Source organism: Microbacterium keratanolyticum (assembly GCF_016907255.1).
Taxonomy (GTDB): Bacteria; Actinomycetota; Actinomycetes; order Actinomycetales; family Microbacteriaceae; genus Microbacterium; species Microbacterium keratanolyticum.
In genome coordinates this window covers 1036956-1055648 of sequence record NZ_JAFBBQ010000001.1, presented here as the reverse complement: position 1 = coordinate 1055648, position 18693 = coordinate 1036956, and the positions used below count along the sequence as shown (strand labels likewise).

Sequence of the window (18693 nt, the reverse complement as noted above, 5' to 3'; positions counted from 1 at the left end):
CGTTAGACTGGAGTCCGATGCGCCGGCGCGTCATAGAGAGGTGTGATCGATGAATCTCGAAGGGCATGTTCAGGCCTACGCCGACCAACTGGGGCGGCCGATCATCGTTTTCGACGTCGATCTCAACGTCGTCGCCTTCAGCGTGCATGATCGCGACGTCGACCACGCCCGGCTCGCGATCATCCTGTCGCACAAGGGCTCCTCGCGTGCGAAGGAGTCCATCCGCAAGTACCGCGTCGGCTATGCCGAGGGTCCGGTGCGCATCCCTCCGATCAACGGCGGTCAGGCCCGTCAGGTCGCACCCGTGCGCCATGAGGGCCACCTCGTCGGATACATCTCCTCGACGATTCCGGAGGATCTGCTGCACCCGGATGTCGATGAGGACGCCGTGCTCGACAATGACGCGACCCGTGAGGGGCGGGTGCAGATCGGTGTGATCCTGGCCGCCATGGCGCTCGGAATCCGCGAGGACGAGGACCGCAGCCTGCGCCTCGTGACGGGACTGCTCACGGGGGATGAGGGGCAGCGTGCCCGCGCCGCGGATGAGCTGCTCACCGCGGCGCTCATCGCACCCGTGCCGCACTACACGGTCATCTCCATCCAGCCGCCGTCCGTCGCGGAGTCGAGCGCCGCGACCATGCGCCTCGTGCTCGATCGCGCGCTCGTCATGATCCCCGTCTTTCCGTCGCTCAAGGCTGTCGGTGCGGTCATCGAGGGTGAGGCCGTGCTCGTCGTGCCCTACGAGATCGACGCGAGCAAGCTCGGTGCGCTGCTCGAGGTCCAGGCGTTCTCGGGGCTGCGCGCGGGTGTCGGAGGGGCGCATGCGCCGCTCACGGACGCGTATCGCTCGCTGCGGGAGGCACGGATCGCGGCGCGCGGTGCGGTGGTCGATCCCGCGCACGCGGGCGTGGCGCTCTGGGATGAGCTGGGCCTGGATCGGATGCTGCTGCAGCTGCCGCTCGCGGATCTTGCCGTCGGGGACCTTCCGGTCTCTCTGCAGCGTCTGCTGACGGCGCAGTCGGGTCCGGATCTCGCCCAGACGCTGGAGGCGTATCTCGACTACGGCTGTGATGCACAGCGCACGGCGCAGCAGCTGCACGTGCACCGCAGCACGCTCTACTACCGCCTGGATCGCGTGCGCGCGATCGCCGAGGTCGACCTCTCTGACGGGGCGGTGCGGCGAGAGCTGCACACGGCGCTGCGCATCGCGACGCTGGCCGGCCTGCGCTGAGCGCAGCATCCGCTCGCTCGCGGTAGAGCACTGCCGAATAATTGACTATATTGAATTGATGTGATCTGGCCGGCGCTGATGCCGAGCCCACGCCTGCGGAGGGAATCCCATGAACGCACTCCTGTCATCCGTCTCGGTCGATGCCGATCGCGGGCGTCCGATCCTCGACGCCGCGACCCGAGAGGTCATCGGCCACGCGCCGATCCAGACCGTCGAGGAACTCAACGCCGCCGTCGCCGCAGCGCAGGCTGCACAGCCCGCATGGGCCGCGCTCGGCCACGCGGAGCGCTCGCGCCTGCTGCGCCTGATCGCCGACGACATCGATGCGAGTGCGGTGGAGCTCGGCGAGATCATCACCCACGAACAGGGCAAGGTCGGCGGCGAAGGCGAGGCCCACGGCGCCGCGCACTGGCTGCGCGCCGCGGCCGATATCGCGTTGGAACCGCAGGTGCTCGCGCAGGACGGTGACTCCCGTTCCGAGCTGCACTATGTGCCGCTCGGCGTCGTGGCTTCCATCGGTCCATGGAACTTCCCAGTCATGATCGGCGTCTGGCACATCGCCCCCGCACTGCGCATGGGCAACACCGTCGTCATCAAGCCGTCCGAGTACACACCGCTGAGCGTGCTCGCCCTCGTCGAGATCTTCCGCCGGCACCTGCCCGAGGGCGTCATCACGGCGATCTCCGGCGACCGTGAGGTGGGTGCTGCGCTCGCCGCACACCCCGACATCGCGAAGATCGTGTTCACGGGATCGACCGCGACCGGCCGCCGCATCGTCGAGAGCTCGGCGAACAACCTCGCACGCCTCACCCTGGAACTCGGCGGCAACGACGCCGGAATCGTCCTGCCGGGCACCGATGTCGACGCCATCGCCGACAAGCTCTTCTGGGGCGCGTTCATGAACACGGGGCAGGTGTGCGCCGCACTGAAGCGGGTCTACGTGCACGAGTCGGTGTACGAGCCGATGGTCGCCGCCCTCGCAGCGCGGGCCGACGCCGCGCCCATGGGCTCAGGTCACGACAAGACCAACCGCCTCGGACCGGTGCAGAACCCCGACCAGTTCGCGATCGTCTCCCGTCTCGTCGACGACGCTCGCGAGCGCGGTGCGCGCATCGCCGCGGGCGGGGAGCCTGCCGCCGACCTCGGTCCGCTGTTCTACCGTCCGACGATCATCGCCGACGTCGAAGACGGCGCTGCGATCGTCGATGAGGAGCAGTTCGGTCCGGTTCTGCCCGTCATCAAGTACAGCGATGTCGACGATGCGGTGCGTCGAGCGAACGGTCTCGAGCAGGGGCTGGGCGCCTCGGTCTGGGGTCCGGATGCGGATGCCGCCGTCGAGGTGGCCGCGCGTCTGGAGGCCGGCACGGTCTGGATCAACCAGCACGGCGGCGTCGACCCCTCCATTCCCTTCGGCGGCACCAAGGCGTCGGGCTACGGCCTCGAGTTCGGTGTCGAAGGTCTCAAGGCCATGGCGGCCACCAAGGTCATCCGCCGCTGATCTGCGCGGACGAACACAGAAGGGGCGAGCTTCGGGGGAGGCTCGCCCCTTCTGCGTTCATAACTCCTCCACAACGGAGAGACGCACGAAGGGTGCCCGCGGAATTCCGCGGGCACCCTTCGCTGTGGTGCTGTTTCTGGAGGAGTTGTGTACGCCTCGTCAGGCAGAGACCGCGACGCGCGCGCCGCGCAGCAGCTCCCAGAGTTCGGCGGCTTCAGCGGCATCCGCGCCGACTCCGCGCCAGGCGACCTGCTGGTCCTGGCGCACGATCGTGATCGGCTGCGTGTAGGCCTCGGGCAGCAGCGAGGGCTCGACCTCGATGACGCGGAACGGGATGCCCCGCTCAGCAGCCGTCGCCACCAGCGCCTCCGTGTCGGCTCCCGGGGTCGCGATGGCCGTGTACCCTGCCGTGAACTGGTCGTACACCGAGGTGCCGTCCGCGAGCACGAAGTGCGGTGCCCGGCATCCGGGAACCGTCGACGGCGTGTACTCGCCCATCGAGTAGCCCGGCGCTTCCACCCCGTCGTACGCGATGATCGGCGAGTCGTTGTACGCGTAGCCGTAGTTGAGGCCCTGCGCGGCGAACTGCGGCACGTTGAGCGCGTACATGGCCTCGCCGTAGGCGCGGCGCGCGGCCGCGCCCTCGGGGGAGTCCTCTTCCAGGTTCTCCGGCAGTGAGGGCTTCGCGAGCTTCTGCTGGTGGTTCATCGCGAAGTGCGAGACCTGCTCGGTGATCGGGCGACGCTCGGCCTCGTACGCGTCGAGGATCGAGGCATCCGCCCAGCCATTGAGGTGCGCGCCGAGCAGCCAGGTGAGGTTCAGCACATCCGCGATGCCCGCGTTCATGCCGAAGCCCGCGAACGGCACCCACAGGTGGGTGGCGTCGCCGGCGATGAAGACGCGGTCCTTGCGGAAGCGGTCGGCGAGCAGACGACGTGCGACCCAGTCCTCCTTCGAGATCACCTCGTAGGAGAAGTCGGCGTCGACGCCGAGGATCGCCCGGATCGCGGCATCCCGATCAACCGAGTCGTTCTCGGCCTCCTCCGGCGAGAGGTAGGTGTGCACGAGGAACACCTCTTTGCCGTCGATCGCATAGACGTGACCGGAACGGCGCGGGTTCGAGGTGTAGTAGCCCCAGGCGCGCGGCTCGGCGGCGGACATCAGGCCGTACAGCTCGGCGGAGCGGATGCAGGTGGATTGCACGTTCTGCAGCACCGGATCGCCGCTGAGCTTCGAGCCGATCTGCTTGCGGACCTGCGAGCGTCCGCCGTCCGCGCCGATCACGTAGCGCCCGCGCAGGGTGCGCTCGTTCGTGCCGTCGAGGTCGGTCACGACGATGGCCGCGGAGTCCGCGTCCTGCGACACCGACACGAAGCTCGTGCGGTTCAGCAGCGTCACCCCGGGTGCCGCCGCCGCGTGACGGGCGAGAATCGGCTCGAGGAAGGTCTGATTGATCCGCTGCGGCGGTTCGGGCGTCTGCCACGTCGTGTCCGGGCCCACCGTCGAGGTGTAGCGCTCGCCGCTCGCCGGGATCGGGATGCGCGAGAGCTCAGGGCCCGTGAGCGACGTGCGGAAGGCGACATCCTGCGGGTAATCGCTCGGGAGACCGGATGCCCGTACCTCCGCGGCGAGGCCGAGACGGCGGAAGGCCTCCATGGTGCGCGATGCGACGTGGTTGCACTTCACGTTCGGCGGCTCGAGGAACTCACGCTCCTCGACCACGATCGTCGAGATGCCGCGGGCGCTGAGGTCGAGTGCGGCGACGAGCCCGACCGGGCCCGCGCCGACGATGAGGACGTCGGCGTCGTACGCTGTGGCGGTCATCGTGCGATCGCCTCCACTTCGTCTGTGTCGCGCAGCGGCTCACCGAGGTGGCGGAAGCCGTAGGCGTCGAGAGTGGTCTCGCCGCCTCGCAGACGCTCCATGTAGACCTCTTCCTTCTCGGCGCGCTGGCGGGCGGCGTCGAGGACGCGGCCGTAGGCGCGAGCGGGGAAGATGGCGACGCCGTCGCGGTCCGCGACGACGATGTCACCGCGGCGGATCACACGGCCGCGGAGCGTCACCGGCAGGCCGACGGTTCCCGGCCACTGCTTGATGGTGCCCCGGATCGAGATCGACGTGCTGAAAGCGGGAAAGTCCAGGGCGGCCATCTGCGCGGTGTCACGGACGCCGCCGTCGATGATGAGACCGCGGATGCCCCGGGCCTGCGCTGCCACGGTCATGACCTCGCCCCAGTAGCCGAAGCGCGCCCCGCCGCCGTCGACGATGAGCACATCGCCCTCGCCGGCCTCGGCGATGCCGTGGTGGAGGGCCAGGTTGTCGCCGATCTGCGCCGAGACGGGGAACGCCCGTCCGACGATGGTCGCGCCCTCCCAGGAGGGGCGGAAGGCGGCGTCGAGGAAGCAGTCCAGGCCGGATGCCTCGTAGAGCGTTGCACTGCCGAGGCGGAGAAGCTCGTCGACCTCGTTCTGGATGCTGACCTCGCTCATGCGTCGGCCCGCTGCAGGTCGTGGTAGCCGAACTGTGCGCGTGCCTCGGCAATCGTCGCGCCGTTCAGCGCGGCCTCGACGATCGACTCCTCGCGGGCGTGGATCATCTCCGCGGTCTCAAGGATCTCGTTCTCAAGGTCCTGCGGGATCGCGACGACGCCGTCGGAGTCGCCGAGGAGAATGTCACCGGGGCGAACAGTGACGCCGCCGATCGTGACGGGGCCCTGCTCTTCTGCGACCTCGACGCGGTCTTTGCCGGTGCGCATGAAGCGTCCGCGGCTGAAGATCGGGTAACCGACCGAGAGGGCGCGGTGCGTATCGCGGCAGACGCCCTCGATAACGGTGCCGGCGATCCCGCGGTGGTGGGCGACGGCGGTGAGGATGTCTCCCCACACGGTGCAGTCGACGCGGCCGTCGTTGTCGAGGACGACGACCTGGCCCGGCTCGACCTGGTCGATGAAGTCGCCGACCGTGCCCGCCGGAACCTGCGCGCTCACGTAGCGGACGGTGAAGGCGCGTCCGACCATGTGCTGGTCGTCGGCGAGCGGGGCGATGCCGAGCAGGCTGCCGGGGCGGCCGTGCTTGTCGAGGGCGTCGGAGACGGTGGCGGTGCCGAGGGCGCCGAAGCGCTCGAGCAGGGTGTCGTTCATGGTGATGCTTACTCCGCGGTGACGGTGGGGAACTGGGAATCGTGCATGACTTCGCTGACGTCGCGGCCGCTGCGCACGGCGTCGGCCATGAGCGCCTCGCGCTGAGCGATGCGCTGGGCCAGCTCGATCACGCGGGCGGCATGGTCGGCGGCGACGAAGACGACGCCGTTGACGTCGGCGATCACGTAGTCGAAGGAGGCGACGGAGACGCCGGCGATCTGGATGCGCTCGTCCATTGCCTGCTGGACGATGCGACCGCGCGCACTGACAGGCACGGCCTGGCGGGCGAAGAGCGGCAGTGAGAGCGCCTCGCTCTCCTGCACGTCGCGGCACGCGCCGTCGACGATGACGCCGGCGACGCCGCGCTGGGTGGCGGCCTCGGCGAGCAGGCCACCCCAGCACGAGACATCCGTGCGTCCGTGGTTGTCGATCACGACGACGTCATCGGTCTCGGAGATCGCGACGAGCGGGGTGGCGATGTGCGTCGCCGGTCCCGCTGCGGCCTTGGGGGCCGCCGTGACGGTGCGCACGCGCCCCGCCACGACAGACCCCACAGGCCACATGGGTGACAGAGCCGTCACGGCTCCCGGAAGGCCCAGAGTGTCGAGCGCATCCGAGATCGCACAGCTGTCGAGCGCGCGCAGCGCCGCAATGATCTCTGCCGGTGTTGCAGTCATCTCAGGCACGCCCCCAGGTGACGAAGCCCATCGCGTTGCCGGTGCCGGCTTCCGTGCGGTAGCAGGGCTCGTAGTCGACGTTCGTGACCTGCAGGCCCACCTCGTCGGCGATGCCGGCGACGGCGATCCAGTTGCGCAGCTCTGAGGCGCCGGAGTGCATCTCGGATGCCGGAACCGACGACAGGTACTCGGCATCGTGGTTCTTCATCGCTTCGATGAACTCGGTGTCGAGCTTCTCGTCGATCACGAAGTGGCTGAGGCCACCGGAGGCGACGACGCCCACGCGAAGGTCACCGGGGAACGACTGGATCGCGCGACCGACCGCGCGACCGAAGTCGTAGCAGCGCTTGGCGCTCGGCGGGTTCGGCTCCCAGAACGTGTTGATGAAGATCGGCACCATGGGGATGGTCGAGTCCTCGCCCATGAAGCGCTGGTAGATGAAGCCGAAGCCGTGCGGGATCGAGTAGTTCTCGTAGCGGCCGGCCGGGATGATCTCGGTGGCGCCGGTGTCGAAGTCCTCGGCCTGCGTCGACTGGATGATGTGCTTGCCGAGCGCGCGGTGCGTCGGACGCATGATCGTGTGGTCCGGCACATCGCCCATGGCGGCTTCGGCGAGGCCCGGGGCCATCTCGTCGAGCTGCTCCTGCGTGAACGGCACGTGTGCGACCTCGTCGCCCCAGAACACCGAGAATGGTGCGAGCCACTCGTCGCCGTAGGTCTCCTTGTGGTCGCTGGAGACGATCACGAGCACGTCGACGTCCTGCGCCTTGATGTACTCGGCGACGGCGTCCATCGAGCCCTGGCAGCTGTCCCAGCGGCGCTGCATCACGTCGTGGGTGATCTCGTGCGAGAAGTCCTCGCGCTCAGCGCGCAGCTCATCGAAGGTGTACGTGCCTCCGCGGAACTTGAGGCCCTTGCTGCGACGGTCTGCCGTGCCGCGAGTCTCCCAGGCCTCGGGCGGTGCGGCCTTGAGCTGCGGTCCGTGCGAGGTGCCGAATCCGGCGACGATCTCGGTCATGGTCGGTCCTTTCTCAGATGCTTCGGATGCTTAGAGGCGGAAAAGCGAGCGGGCGTTGTTCTCGAGGACATCGGCGCGGCTGTCGGCATCCAGCCACTCGATGTCGTCGATGAGCAGGTGGATGTCGTCGAACCAGCGGCCCGTCTCCGGGTCGATCTGCGAGCCGGTGCCCGGCTTCTCCGAGCCGAAGAGCACGCGGTCGGTGCCGACGACCTTCATGAGCAGCTCCAGGCTCTCCTGCGTGTAGAGGCAGGAGTCGAAGTAGAGCTTGCGCAGCTTGTCGAGGTACGAGACGCCGGTGCGCACGACGGAGGGGAGGAAGCGACCCACCTGGTAGGGGATCGCGCCGCCACCGTGCGAGACGATGACCTTGAGGTCGGGGAAGTCCTGCAGCACCTGCGAGTTGATGAGGCTCCAGACGCCGACCGTCTCCTCCTGGATGAAGTGCAGGCTGTAGGGCTCGCGTGCCGGCGGCTTGCAGCTGGCCGAGTGCAGAAGCACGGGGACATCCAGCTCGCAGAGGGCCTCGTACACCGGGTACCAGTAGCGCTCGCCGAGTGCCGGCGGCGTCTCGGTGCCCTCGTGCGGGTCGCTGTTGAGCATGGCGCCGACGAAGCCGAGCTCGGTCACGGCACGGCGCAGCTCCTTGGTCCACTGCTCGGGCGTCAGGTCCGGGCTCTGCGGCATGCCCGCCACGCCCTTGAAGCGTCCCGGGAAGAGCTCGGTGGTGCGGTGGATGATGTTGTTGGTCTCTTCGGTGAACCACTCGACGATCTTCGAGGGGCGCTCACTGTGCATCATGTGGAACGGACGCGGCGAGATGAGCTGCACGTCGATGCCAGCACCGTCGATGTGTTGCATGTGTGACGCGTGCCCGAAGCTCGGGTGCGGCGCGTGGTACGACTCGATGAGGGCGTCGTCACTGATGACCGGGGGTTTGCCGCCGTGCGATCCGCGGGCCGCGAGCAGCGAGGCCTTCCAGGCGTAGTAGCTGTCGGGAGCGGTCATGTGCGCGTGGGCATCGATGATCACGAGTGACTCCTTCGTCGATTGGCCGTCGGCAGTGACGGTTGCGGCTGATACTTCGACGCTATGTGTGCCCCTGGTTTCGGGGGATCGGCCCGCTGCGGGAATCTCCTCGGGGGCATTCCGACACAGTGTCGGAATGGCGGTTTCTGCGCAGCATCCGCCTTTCCGTGTTCGCGAGAAACCACCTTCTGCGCGAGAAACCCTGCGTGCTGTGGTGTTTCACGCGAGGAGTGGTTTCTCGCGCGGGGTAGGCGCCGGTTGGGGCGTGCGGGGCGCAGCGCGACGCGCCTACGACAGAGATGCGCGCACGACAAAGAGGGCGAAGCCGACCCCCTCGGCGCAGCTCGCCCTCTTATGCCCGCAGGCTGGGTTCAGCCCGAGATCGTGGGCAGTGTGATCCACTGCCAGTAGGTGAACTCGTCGAGGTTCCAGTGACCGCCGTGGCGGCCGCCGTTTCCGGAGGCGCCGATGCCGCCCATCGGGATGTGCGCGGCGTCGTAGATGGTCTGCCCGTTCACGGCGACCATGCCGGCGTGCAGGCGGGAGGCGAAGCCGAGGGCGCGCGCGGTGTCGCGGGTGTGGATCGCGGCGGAGAGGCCGTAGGCGCTGGCGTTGGCGAGGGCGAGAGCCTCTTCATCCGTGGAGAAGCGGGTCACGGGGGCGACGGGGCCGAAGATCTCGCTCTGGAAGGCGGGGTTGTCGATCCCGACGCCGTCGAGGACGGTCGGGGCGAAGAAGACGCCGTCGTGCGTGCCGCCCTGTACGACGGTTGCGCCATCGGCGACGGCGGCGTCGACGATGCCCTGCACACGCTCTGCCTGCGGCACGTTGATGAGCGGCCCGAGGGTCGTGCCTTCGGCCAGGGGATCACCGAGGCGCATGGCCGCTGCGGCCGCCCGCAGCCGCTCGACGTACTCGTCGGCGACGCTCTCGTGCACGAGGTGGCGCCCGGTGGCCATGCAGATCTGGCCTTGGTGTCGGAAGGAGCCGCCGACGCCCGCAGCGACGGCCTTGTCGAGATCGGCGTCCGCCATCACGATGAACGCGTTGTTGCCGCCGAGTTCGAGGATGACGCGCTTCAACAGGCCTCCGGCGACCTCGCCGACGCGCTTGCCCGCGGCGGAGGATCCCGTGAAGGAGATGACGTTCGTGTGGGGCGAGCGCACGACGGCCTCGCCGGTGTCCGGTCCGCCGGGAAGGATGTGCAGCACACCTGCAGGGAGGCCCGCGCGCTCGAAGATCTCGGCGATCACGGCACCGCCGGACAGAGCCGTCTTGACATCGGGCTTCACGATGACGGCGTTGCCGAGAGCGATCGCCGGAGCGACCGAGCGCATCGCGAGCATGAACGGGGCGTTCCAGGGGGCGATGACGCCGACGACGCCGACCGGGATGCGGCGGGCGATGCCGATCGTCGTGGGGTCCTCGACCGGAAGGATGTCGCCCTGCGACATCGTCACGAGCCCTGCGGCCTCGCGCAGCTCGTCGATGACCTTCTCGACCTCGTGGTGGGCCTTGCCGGGGAGTGACCCGCTCTCGCGCACCAGTACGCGCTCCACGTCGGCGCGGATCTCCTCCAGTGCGTCCGCGGCCTTGCGCAGGACCTCGGCGCGCACGCGGTACGACGCGGCGCCCCAGGCCTTCTGCGCGTCGACGGCGCGCAGGCCCGCGCGTTCGACGTCGGCGTCGTCGGCGATGCCGATCGTGCCGATCACGGTGCCGTCACCGGGGGAGGTCACGTCGAGCGTGCCGCCGCCACCCGGGCGCCATCCGTCGGAGTAGATTCCGCCGTCGGCTGGTTTCAGGTCCCACCGCTCCATCGCAGTCCTCGACAATCCGTGCTGGGTGCGCTCGTGCGCGAAGTCACACCGATGCTATCCGCGGGGTGCGGGGCCGACATCCGCCGCGTCGCCGCAAACCGACGCCGGGTGATCCGACACGGTGTCGAGTGGACGGCGTCAGGCGAGGAGGAAGACGACGGCGATCGCTCCGATCACGATGATCGCCGTGCGCAGCAGCCATGCAGGCAGGCGTCGGCCGATCGCCGAGCCGATCGCGGACCCGAGCAGGGAGCCCACCGCGATGATGCCGATCGAGACCCATGGCAGGGCCATGTGCAGAACGAAGACGATCGTCGCGACCCAGCCTGCGACGGTCTGCAGCACGTTCTTGATGGCGTTGATGCGCTGCAGGTCCTCGCGCATCGTCAGATCGAGGATGCCGACGATCAGCACACCCTGTGCCGCGCCGAAATAGCCGCCATATGCGCCGGTGAGAAGCGTGAGGGGCGTGCGCAGCCAGGCCGGGGCGAGGGGCGGACGGCCTGCCTCCTGTGATGCGCGTCGGTTCAGGATCGGCTGGATCGCGACGAGGATGCAGCCGACGATGATGAGTGCCGGCGCGACGAGACGGAAGACCGATGCGGGCAGAGCGAGCAGTGCGAGCGCACCGGCCACCGCGCCGACGATCGTGACCGCGATGAGGGGCAGCAGGATGCGTCGCGTTCCGACGAGTTCGCGTCGGTAGCCGACCACGCCGCCCACGTTGCCGATCGCGAGACCGACCGTGTTGGCGACGTTCGCGTTCACGGGCGGAACTCCGAGCGCCAAGAGCGTGGGGAAGGTGATGAGACTTCCGGACCCGACGACCGTGTTGATGATGCCCGCGCCGATCGCGGCCAGGGCGAGCAGGCTCACACCGAGAGGGCTGAGGAGATCCATGGTGCCCTTCTGCGGAGTCGCTGCAACGGAATATCGGCCAATTGGTTGGGTGGTCCGACCAATTCTGCTACCGTACAGCACATGTCATCGATCGATTGGGATCAGCTCAGCGCAACGCCGCGCACCGCGACCGCCACGGCGATCGCGGCTCGGCTGATGGATCTCGTGAGCACAGGAGCGGTGCCTGCAGGCTCCGCGCTCCCCCCGGAGCGCGACCTGGCAGCGCAGCTCGGCGTGTCACGGACGACGATCCGCGAGGCCATCCACGAGCTCACGCTCAAGGGTGTCGTGCGGCGTCGTCAGGGATCCGGCACGGTCGTGCTGGATCCGTCAGACGCGGCATCCTCGCTCCTGCGCGACATGTCGCAGACCGAGCGCGAGGCCGTCGAGGTCACCGACTTCCGATCCACCTTCGAACCCGAAATCGCCGGACTCGCGGCAAGTCGTCGCACCGACAGCGACCTGCTCCTCCTCGCGAGCCTGTGCGATTTCGATCCGGTGACGGCCACGCTGGAGCACTCCCTCGAGTACGACCAGCGGTTCCACGAGACCATCGCGGCGACCACTCACAACCATCTGATCCTCGCCCTCAGCCGAGCCACCTCGGAATGGGTCAGCGAGTTCCGACGCACCTCCCACTCCACAGCAGAGGGTCGCACCACGTCTCTCAACGGTCACCGCGCCATCCTTGCGGCGATCGAGGCCGGACGACCGGACGACGCCGCGCGCCTCATGCGCGAGCACGTCGCGGAGGTGGGGCGCATCTGAGCCGACCCGCTCCGCGCTCCGCCCCTCCACCCGAGACCGGGCACCCTCACACATCCAGAAAGCCATCACCCGCATGAAGCGATCCACCCGATCCGCCGTCACCCTCAGCGCTCTCGCGATCTCCGCTCTCGCCCTCACGGCGTGCACCGGATCCGCGACTCCTGGCTCCACCTCCGGTGCCTCGTCGAACACCGCCGACATCAACTATCACGCAGCGGCCGGCGACGCCGACAAGACGCTCGCCGACATGCTGCCGGCTGCGGTCTCCGACAAGGGCACCCTCGTCATCGCGACCGACGCGACGATCGGTGAGCCATTCGCGTCGTACGACACCGACGGTGTCACCATCGTCGGCATCGTGCCCGACCTCGCCTACGCGATGGGCGACGCGCTGGGCGTCGACGTCGAACTGCGCCAGGTCGTCTTCGCGAACCTGATCCCCGGCCTCGCAGCGGAGCGCTACGACTTCTCGCTCGCGCCCATGCTCGACACGGCAGAGCGCCAGGAGCAGGTCGACTTCATCGACTACCTCCGCGGCGGGTCGCAGTTCATCGTCGCGAAGGACGATGCGGATGCGCCGAAGAATCTCTCGCCCGAGACCGCCTGCGGCCTTGCGATCGGCGTGACGACCGGATCGGTCGAGGAGATCTCGCTCACCGAGCAGAACGAGGTCTGCACCGCTGCGGGCAAGCCGGCGATCGAGATCCTCTCGTACAAGACCAACAACGAGGGGATCCTCGCGCTCACCAGTGGCCGCATCGACGCCTACGGCACGGCTGCCGCGCAGGGCGGCTACATCGCGCAGACCGACAACGACCGCCTCACCCTCAGCGGCGAGCCGTTCCGCGGCGGCCTGTCGGGAATGGCCTTCCCGAAGACGAGCGAACTGCTCCCGGTGATCCAGGCGACGCTGCAGAAGTTCATCGACGACGGCGTCTACGAGCAGATTCTCACCACCTACGGCGTCCAGCAGCTGGCTGTTCCGATGGCCGGCAAGAACAATGAGGCGATGGAGTGACCAGCGCCGCTCCGCGGGCGTCCGTTGACTCGCTCCTTCACGAGGTGAAGGACTACCGGGTCATCGGGCGTCCACGTCCCTTCATGTGGCTGGCCACCGTGGTGGTCATCGCACTGGCGGTCGCCGTCGCGGTCTCGATCGTGACCAACCCGCGCTTCGAGTGGGATGTGGTGTGGCAGTACTTCACCTCCGGGTCAGTACTGCAGGGTCTGTGGAAGACGATCGAGCTCACGATCGTCTCGATGGTGATCGGCATCATCATCGGTCTGGTGATCGCGCTCATGCGGGTCTCCGACAACAAGGTGCTCAACGCCGTGGCCGGCGCGTATGTGTGGTTCTTCCGCGGAACGCCGCTGCTCGTGCAGCTCGTCCTGCTGTACAACATCTCCGCGCTGTATCCGTCGATCTCGATCGGCATCCCCTTCGGCCCGACCTTCTTCGAGGGCAACGTCAACGACTTCGTGACGCCCTACGTGGTGGCCGTCGCCGCGCTCGCCCTCAACGAGGCGGCGTACATGGCGGAGATCATCCGAGGCGGCCTGCTCTCGGTCGACGGCGGACAGATCGAAGCATCCAAGGCTCTCGGCATGAGCGGCGGACGCACGATGCGCCGCATCGTCATCCCGCAGGCGATGCGCTTCATCATCCCGCCGACGGGCAACGAGGTGCTCTCGCTGCTGAAGTCGACCTCGCTTGTGTCGGTGATCGCCCTGCCGGAGCTTCTCTACTCGGTGCAGGTCATCTACAGCCGCACGTTCGAGACGATCCCGCTGCTCATGGTCGCAACGATCTGGTACCTCATCGTCACCTCGATCCTGATGGTCGGGCAGAACGCACTCGAGCGCTTCTACTCGCGCGGCTCCCAGCGCACGAGCGGACCTGGTTCGCTGCAGCGCCTCACCGGCATCCGATTCCGACGACCCGCGCAGCCCGCCCGAGAGGAGGCATCCGCATGAGCTTCCTGAGCATGCGCGAGGTGCACAAGAGCTTCGCCGGCAACGAGGTGCTCAAGGGCGTCTCGCTCGAGATGGAACGCGGCCAGGTCGTGTGCGTGATCGGGCCCAGCGGCTCGGGCAAGAGCACGTTCCTGCGCTGCATCAACCGCTTGGAGACGATCGACGCCGGGCTCATCGCGATCGAGGGCGACCCGATCGGGGCGGAGGTGCGCGGCGGACGGCTGCACGCGGCTCCCGACAAGAAGATCCGCGCGCAGCGGGAGCAGATCGGCATGGTGTTCCAGTCGTTCAACCTGTTCCCGCACATGACGGTGCTCGAGAACATCATCGAGGCGCCGATCGGGGTGCGGGGTGAGAAGAAGGCGGATGCTGTCGCGCACGCGCTGCAGCTGCTCGCTCGCGTCGGCCTGGCGGAGAAGCGCGACGCCTACCCGAAGCAGCTCTCCGGCGGTCAGCAGCAGCGCGTGGCGATCGCTCGCGCGCTCGCGATGCGTCCGAAGCTGCTGCTCTTCGACGAGCCCACGAGCGCCCTTGACCCCGAGATGGTGGGCGAGGTGCTCGGAGTCATGCGCGATCTCGCCGCCGAGCACACCACGATGATCGTCGTGACGCACGAGATGGGCTTCGCCCGTGAGGTCGCCGACCGGTTGATCTTCATGGACGGCGGGCACATCGTCGAAGACGGCGACCCCCGCGAGATCATGGCGAATCCCCAGCATCCGCGCACCCGCGCGTTCCTGGAAAGCGTTCTGTAATGAGAGAGAAAATGCACGACAACGTTCGAGACCTCATCGGCGACATCTGGCTGAGCGGTCAGCTCGGTGCCGACTTCACCGCCGTGTGCGACACCGGCGGGCGTGTGGCCGGAACCGACAGTGAGACGGCAGCGCAGTCGTATCTCGAGGGCGCCGCGCGTGCACTCGGCGGCGAGTACCGTGAGCAGACGTTCACGGTCACGGGCCTGCGCAGCGACGAGCACGGCGTGAGCATGGTCGCGTCCGGTCGCGAGCTGCAGAGCTATCCGCTGCTGAACTGCGCGCAGGTGGACGACGAGTTCGAGGTCATCGACCTCGGTCGTGGCACGCCCGTCGACTTCGAGGGCGCGCGAGATCGGATTCCCGGCAAGGCGGTTCTCGTCCGTCACGAGTTCCCGTTCTCGACGAACCACGTGCACCGCGGTGTGAAGCTCGAACTCGCACGCACCTACGGGGCCGCGGCGTTCCTGATCGGCAACAACCAGCCGGGCGCTGGCCCCGTCAGTGGATCCGGCGGCGCGGGGGAGCCGGGCGAGATGCCCGCGTTCGGCCTGAGCTACGACGCGACGAGCGAGCTGTCGACAGCGCTGGCGTTCGGACCTGCTCGGGTGCGCCTGTTCAACCGGGCGACTCCCGGCGAATGGACCGGACGCAACATCTTCGTGCACTTCCCGGGTCGTACGCAGGAGCACGTCGTGCTGAGCGCCCACATCGACGGGCACGGACTCGCCGAGAGCGCGATGGACAACGGATCGGGCCTGGCCACCGTGCTTGAGGTCGCCCGTCGTCTCGGGCCGCTCGCCGCGGACAGCGAGCGGGGTCTGACTCTCGCGTTGTTCACCTTCGAGGAGTGGGCCCTCACGGGATCCGCAGAGTACGTGGCGTCGTTGAACGAGGCCGAGCGGTCGCTCATCCACTGCAACGTGAACGTCGACACCCCGGTCGGTTACCCGCGCCTGTTCGGACTGACGGCGGGGCATCCGCGCATCCTGGAGCTGCTGCGTCAGGCCAGCGTCGTCGGCGGCACGCCCGTGCATCCGATCTACGCGCACACCACGAACTCCGACCACGCCAACTTCCTGGCGGCAGGGATTCCGGCGGTGCGCCTGATCGGCGGCTACAACGACGACTCCGCAGGCAGCCGTCTGCTGCTCACGGCAGCCGACACCCGGCACCGGGTCGAGCCGCTCGACCTCAAGCACGGTGCCATCGTGACCGCTCTCGTCACCCTCGCCGCGATGGGGGCGTAGAGCACGAGACCGCACTGTCCCGAGCTCGTCGGCAAGGAAGCCGGCGGGCTCGGGGCGCCATTGTCGTACCCGCGCGCGGCGCGTAATCGTCTCTTCGCATGAGACTGATTCACCCTGTACTCATCATCTGGCAGACAGCTACCGTCCCTCTGAAACGCAAGGAAGCGGAGGATGACCATGGTGGATCTGACACGACGCACACTCTTCAAGGTCTCGGCGGGGCTCGCCGCCGGGGTCATCGCGGACTCGCTCTTCGCCCGGTTGTCGTTGCAGGTGGCGGCAGAGAACGCGGCAGACTTCTCCACGCTGCGAGAACGATGGGTCGACATCGTCACTGGCCGTGCTCAGGTGATCCCGACCGACAGCCGCTTCTCGACAGCCTTGCTTGCCCTCGACACCCGCGTCTCCGCCTGGCAGGGGATCCTCGACGCCACTGGGACGTCGGTGTTCACCGACCTTGTCCTGACGGGACCCAACCCCGATGCGCAGGGAATCCGTGCCGCGCAGAAGATTCGACAGTCCTACGTGCGAATACTCGATTTCGCGCTCGCCTGGGCGACTCCGGGGTCCGCGCACTTCGGCAGTGCCACCGTGCTGAGTCAGGTCAGCGCGAGCCTTGACACCCTTTCCGCCGCCGGATATTCCGCGGGTACCGCAATGGCGGCCGCTGACAATTGGTGGGACTGGCAGGTGGGTTCGCCACGGGCGCTCGCCAGCATTCTTGCGATCGTGGCCGATGACGTCCCCGCGGCCCAGGTGGCGGACGGGTGCGCCGCCATCGACCACTTCATTCCAGACCCCTGGATGTTGGATCCGCTCAAGGGCCTGCCCGTCAAAGAGTCGACCGGGGCGAACCGTGTCGACATGTGTCAGGCAGTGGTCGTCCGTTCGCTCCTCGACAGCGACGCGACTCGATTGAATCGTGCACGCGCCGGGCTGGCGCCGGTCTGGACGCTGGTGCTGTCGGGGGACGGCTTCTACGCGGACGGGTCGATGCTTCAGCACACAACCGTGCCGTACACGGGGTCCTACGGTGTGGAGCTGCTGCTCGCCGCGTCTCGGCTGTTCGCGCTTCTCGACCTCGGGGGGAACGGTCCTGACTACGAGGCGTTCTTCGCACTGGTCGAACAGAGCTACCTTCCCCTCGTGTACCGCGGGCGGGTGATGGACAGCGTCCGAGGGCGGGCCATCGCCCGTCCCACGGGGCGCAGTCAGGACGCGGGCTTTGCGATGAGTGAAGGAATGCTCCTGCTTGCCACGGCTGCGCCTTCTCCGCTGGCCGCACAGATCCGAGGGCGGGTGCGGTCCTGGCTCGATGAGGACCCCACGGGGCGGATATTCACGACGGGAACGATCGCGCGGACGGGTCTCGTCGTGGAGCTGCTGAGCTCGTCCGTGCCCGCGACGGCGGAACCGGACACCGGCACCCGCATCTTCAATTCGATGGCCCGCAGTGTGATCCGTCGGCCGGGGCATGCCTTCGCGGTCTCCGCATCAAGCTCTCGCATCGCCTGGTACGAGTGCAGCTCACTCGAGAACGTTCGCGGGTATCACACCGGCAGCGGCATGACATACCTCTACGACCACGATGTCTCGCAGTACGACGACGAGTTCTGGCCGACCGTCGATCGTACTCGGCTCGCCGGGACAACCGTGGAGCAACTGGCGCTGCCCGATCGTATCGGCGGGACCTCGGGCAAGGGGTGCCCTCCAGGAGAGTGGACAGGTGGATCTGCCGTCCTCGGCGACGCGGTAGGGGCGGCGAGTGTCTTCGCGCAGCACTTCGCCGCGCCTCATGATCGCAACGGGCCGGGTGGGGCGTTTCGTGGCAGCGACCTTCGTGCTCGCAAGGCGTGGTTCGAGCACGCGGGGGTACTCGTGGCGCTCGGCGCGGATATCTCCTCCACGACAGGTGGAATCGTCGAGACCACGGTCGAGAATCGAAACCTGCATGCGAACGGCACGCACTCGGTTCGCGTGGACGGGGTGGTGAGGATCGGCACGCTGCCCAGTTCGAGGACCGAGAACGCGACAGGGCCGCTCACGGTGCACATCGACGGCGTCGGAGGGTACTACTTCCCGGTCGGCGGCAGCGTCAAGATGAAGCGCGAAGAGCGCACAGGTGCGTGGTCTGACATCAACCTCACTCCCGGGATCGACGCTGCCCCGATCGCTCGCCGTTATCTGACTCTGTGGTTGTGGCACGGGCAGAACTTCAGCGGGCGTTCGTACCAGTACGCCGTGCTTCCGGGCTACTCGCTCGCGGAGACTCAGGCGTTCGGTTCCGCGCCAGGCTTCACGGTGATCGAGAACTCGGACATCTGTCAGGCAGTTCTATTCGCTGCGCAGGCCGCCCGACTCTTCGCATTCTGGAAGCCGGCGACGATCGACGGCCTGACGGTGAACGCTCCCTGCACCGTGGCGATGTGCACCGAGGTCGACGGCACAGTGCGCATCCGGGTGGACCAGCACACCGCGCTCTCCGTTCCCCTTGTGGTGGAAATCGCCGGAGTGCCGACAGCGTCGTCTTCGGTGTGCGAGGGCGGGACGGTCGCTCAGGCGGGGTCGATCACGACGATCACGATGTCGGTCGGCTCCAGCCAGATCGACTGCGCGCTGTCGTTCTGACGAGAC

16 protein-coding genes are annotated in these 18693 nt (G+C 67.9%); 8 read left to right on the top strand and 8 right to left on the bottom strand.

Annotated features, from left to right (window positions below; genetic code table 11):
• The first annotated feature begins 49 nt into the window (after positions 1 to 49).
• Positions 50 to 1231, top strand: coding sequence for a PucR family transcriptional regulator (locus JOD62_RS05090; protein ID WP_204938239.1), 1182 nt, complete (start codon positions 50 to 52; stop codon positions 1229 to 1231).
• Between the two features lie 109 nt (positions 1232 to 1340).
• Entirely contained in the window at positions 1341 to 2729 is a 1389-nt protein-coding gene (locus JOD62_RS05085) for an aldehyde dehydrogenase family protein (protein WP_204938238.1), read from the top strand.
• 159 nt (positions 2730 to 2888) lie between these two features.
• Here JOD62_RS05085 and JOD62_RS05080 read toward each other — a convergent pair whose 3' ends face one another.
• From JOD62_RS05080 to JOD62_RS05045, 8 genes are all read right to left on the bottom strand, one after another.
• Positions 2889 to 4553 (bottom strand): FAD-dependent oxidoreductase, encoded by a 1665-nt coding sequence (locus JOD62_RS05080; RefSeq protein WP_204938237.1) that lies wholly within the window; start codon positions 4551 to 4553, stop codon positions 2889 to 2891.
• A complete protein-coding gene (locus tag JOD62_RS05075; protein WP_204938236.1) occupies positions 4550 to 5218 on the bottom strand; it encodes an RraA family protein in 669 nt (222 codons plus the stop codon). The genes JOD62_RS05080 and JOD62_RS05075 overlap by 4 nt, the downstream gene beginning before the upstream one ends.
• Entirely contained in the window at positions 5215 to 5868 is a 654-nt protein-coding gene (locus JOD62_RS05070) for an RraA family protein (RefSeq protein WP_204938235.1), read from the bottom strand. Before JOD62_RS05070 ends, JOD62_RS05075 begins: the two co-directional genes overlap by 4 nt.
• 8 nt (positions 5869 to 5876) lie before the next feature.
• The gene (locus JOD62_RS05065) at positions 5877 to 6545 is read right to left on the bottom strand and encodes an RraA family protein (protein ID WP_204938234.1); all 669 of its coding nucleotides are present in this window, start codon (positions 6543 to 6545) and stop codon (positions 5877 to 5879) included.
• Between the two features lies 1 nt (position 6546).
• On the bottom strand, positions 6547 to 7563 hold the full coding sequence (locus JOD62_RS05060) for a DODA-type extradiol aromatic ring-opening family dioxygenase (RefSeq protein ID WP_204938233.1): 1017 nt from the start codon (positions 7561 to 7563) through the stop codon (positions 6547 to 6549).
• 30 nt (positions 7564 to 7593) lie between these two features.
• The gene (locus tag JOD62_RS05055; protein WP_204938232.1) at positions 7594 to 8595 is read right to left on the bottom strand and encodes an amidohydrolase family protein; all 1002 of its coding nucleotides are present in this window, start codon (positions 8593 to 8595) and stop codon (positions 7594 to 7596) included.
• A gap of 368 nt (positions 8596 to 8963) precedes the next feature.
• Positions 8964 to 10412: an aldehyde dehydrogenase family protein gene (locus JOD62_RS05050; RefSeq protein WP_204938231.1), complete on the bottom strand. Its 1449-nt coding sequence runs from the start codon at positions 10410 to 10412 to the stop codon at positions 8964 to 8966.
• 138 nt (positions 10413 to 10550) lie between these two features.
• The gene (locus JOD62_RS05045) at positions 10551 to 11312 is read right to left on the bottom strand and encodes a sulfite exporter TauE/SafE family protein (RefSeq protein ID WP_204938230.1); all 762 of its coding nucleotides are present in this window, start codon (positions 11310 to 11312) and stop codon (positions 10551 to 10553) included.
• An 81-nt stretch (positions 11313 to 11393) separates the two neighbouring features.
• Between JOD62_RS05045 and JOD62_RS05040 the strand changes: the two genes are divergently transcribed.
• The 6 genes from JOD62_RS05040 to JOD62_RS05015 all read left to right on the top strand — a co-directional run bounded on the left by JOD62_RS05040 (position 11394) and on the right by JOD62_RS05015 (position 18687).
• Entirely contained in the window at positions 11394 to 12080 is a 687-nt protein-coding gene (locus JOD62_RS05040) for a FadR/GntR family transcriptional regulator (RefSeq protein ID WP_204938229.1), read from the top strand.
• Between the two features lie 73 nt (positions 12081 to 12153).
• The gene (locus tag JOD62_RS05035) at positions 12154 to 13098 is read left to right on the top strand and encodes an ABC transporter substrate-binding protein (protein WP_204938228.1); all 945 of its coding nucleotides are present in this window, start codon (positions 12154 to 12156) and stop codon (positions 13096 to 13098) included.
• Positions 13095 to 14054, top strand: coding sequence for an amino acid ABC transporter permease (locus JOD62_RS05030; RefSeq protein WP_204938227.1), 960 nt, complete (start codon positions 13095 to 13097; stop codon positions 14052 to 14054). Before JOD62_RS05035 ends, JOD62_RS05030 begins: the two co-directional genes overlap by 4 nt.
• Positions 14051 to 14809: an amino acid ABC transporter ATP-binding protein gene (locus tag JOD62_RS05025; protein WP_204938226.1), complete on the top strand. Its 759-nt coding sequence runs from the start codon at positions 14051 to 14053 to the stop codon at positions 14807 to 14809. The genes JOD62_RS05030 and JOD62_RS05025 overlap by 4 nt, the downstream gene beginning before the upstream one ends.
• Positions 14810 to 14820: 11 nt before the next feature.
• Complete coding sequence (locus tag JOD62_RS05020; protein WP_204938225.1) at positions 14821 to 16059, top strand: M28 family peptidase; 1239 nt, start codon at positions 14821 to 14823, stop codon at positions 16057 to 16059.
• Positions 16060 to 16236: 177 nt separating this feature from the next.
• On the top strand, positions 16237 to 18687 hold the full coding sequence (locus JOD62_RS05015; protein WP_204938224.1) for a polysaccharide lyase 8 family protein: 2451 nt from the start codon (positions 16237 to 16239) through the stop codon (positions 18685 to 18687).
• Positions 18688 to 18693: the final 6 nt, after the last annotated feature.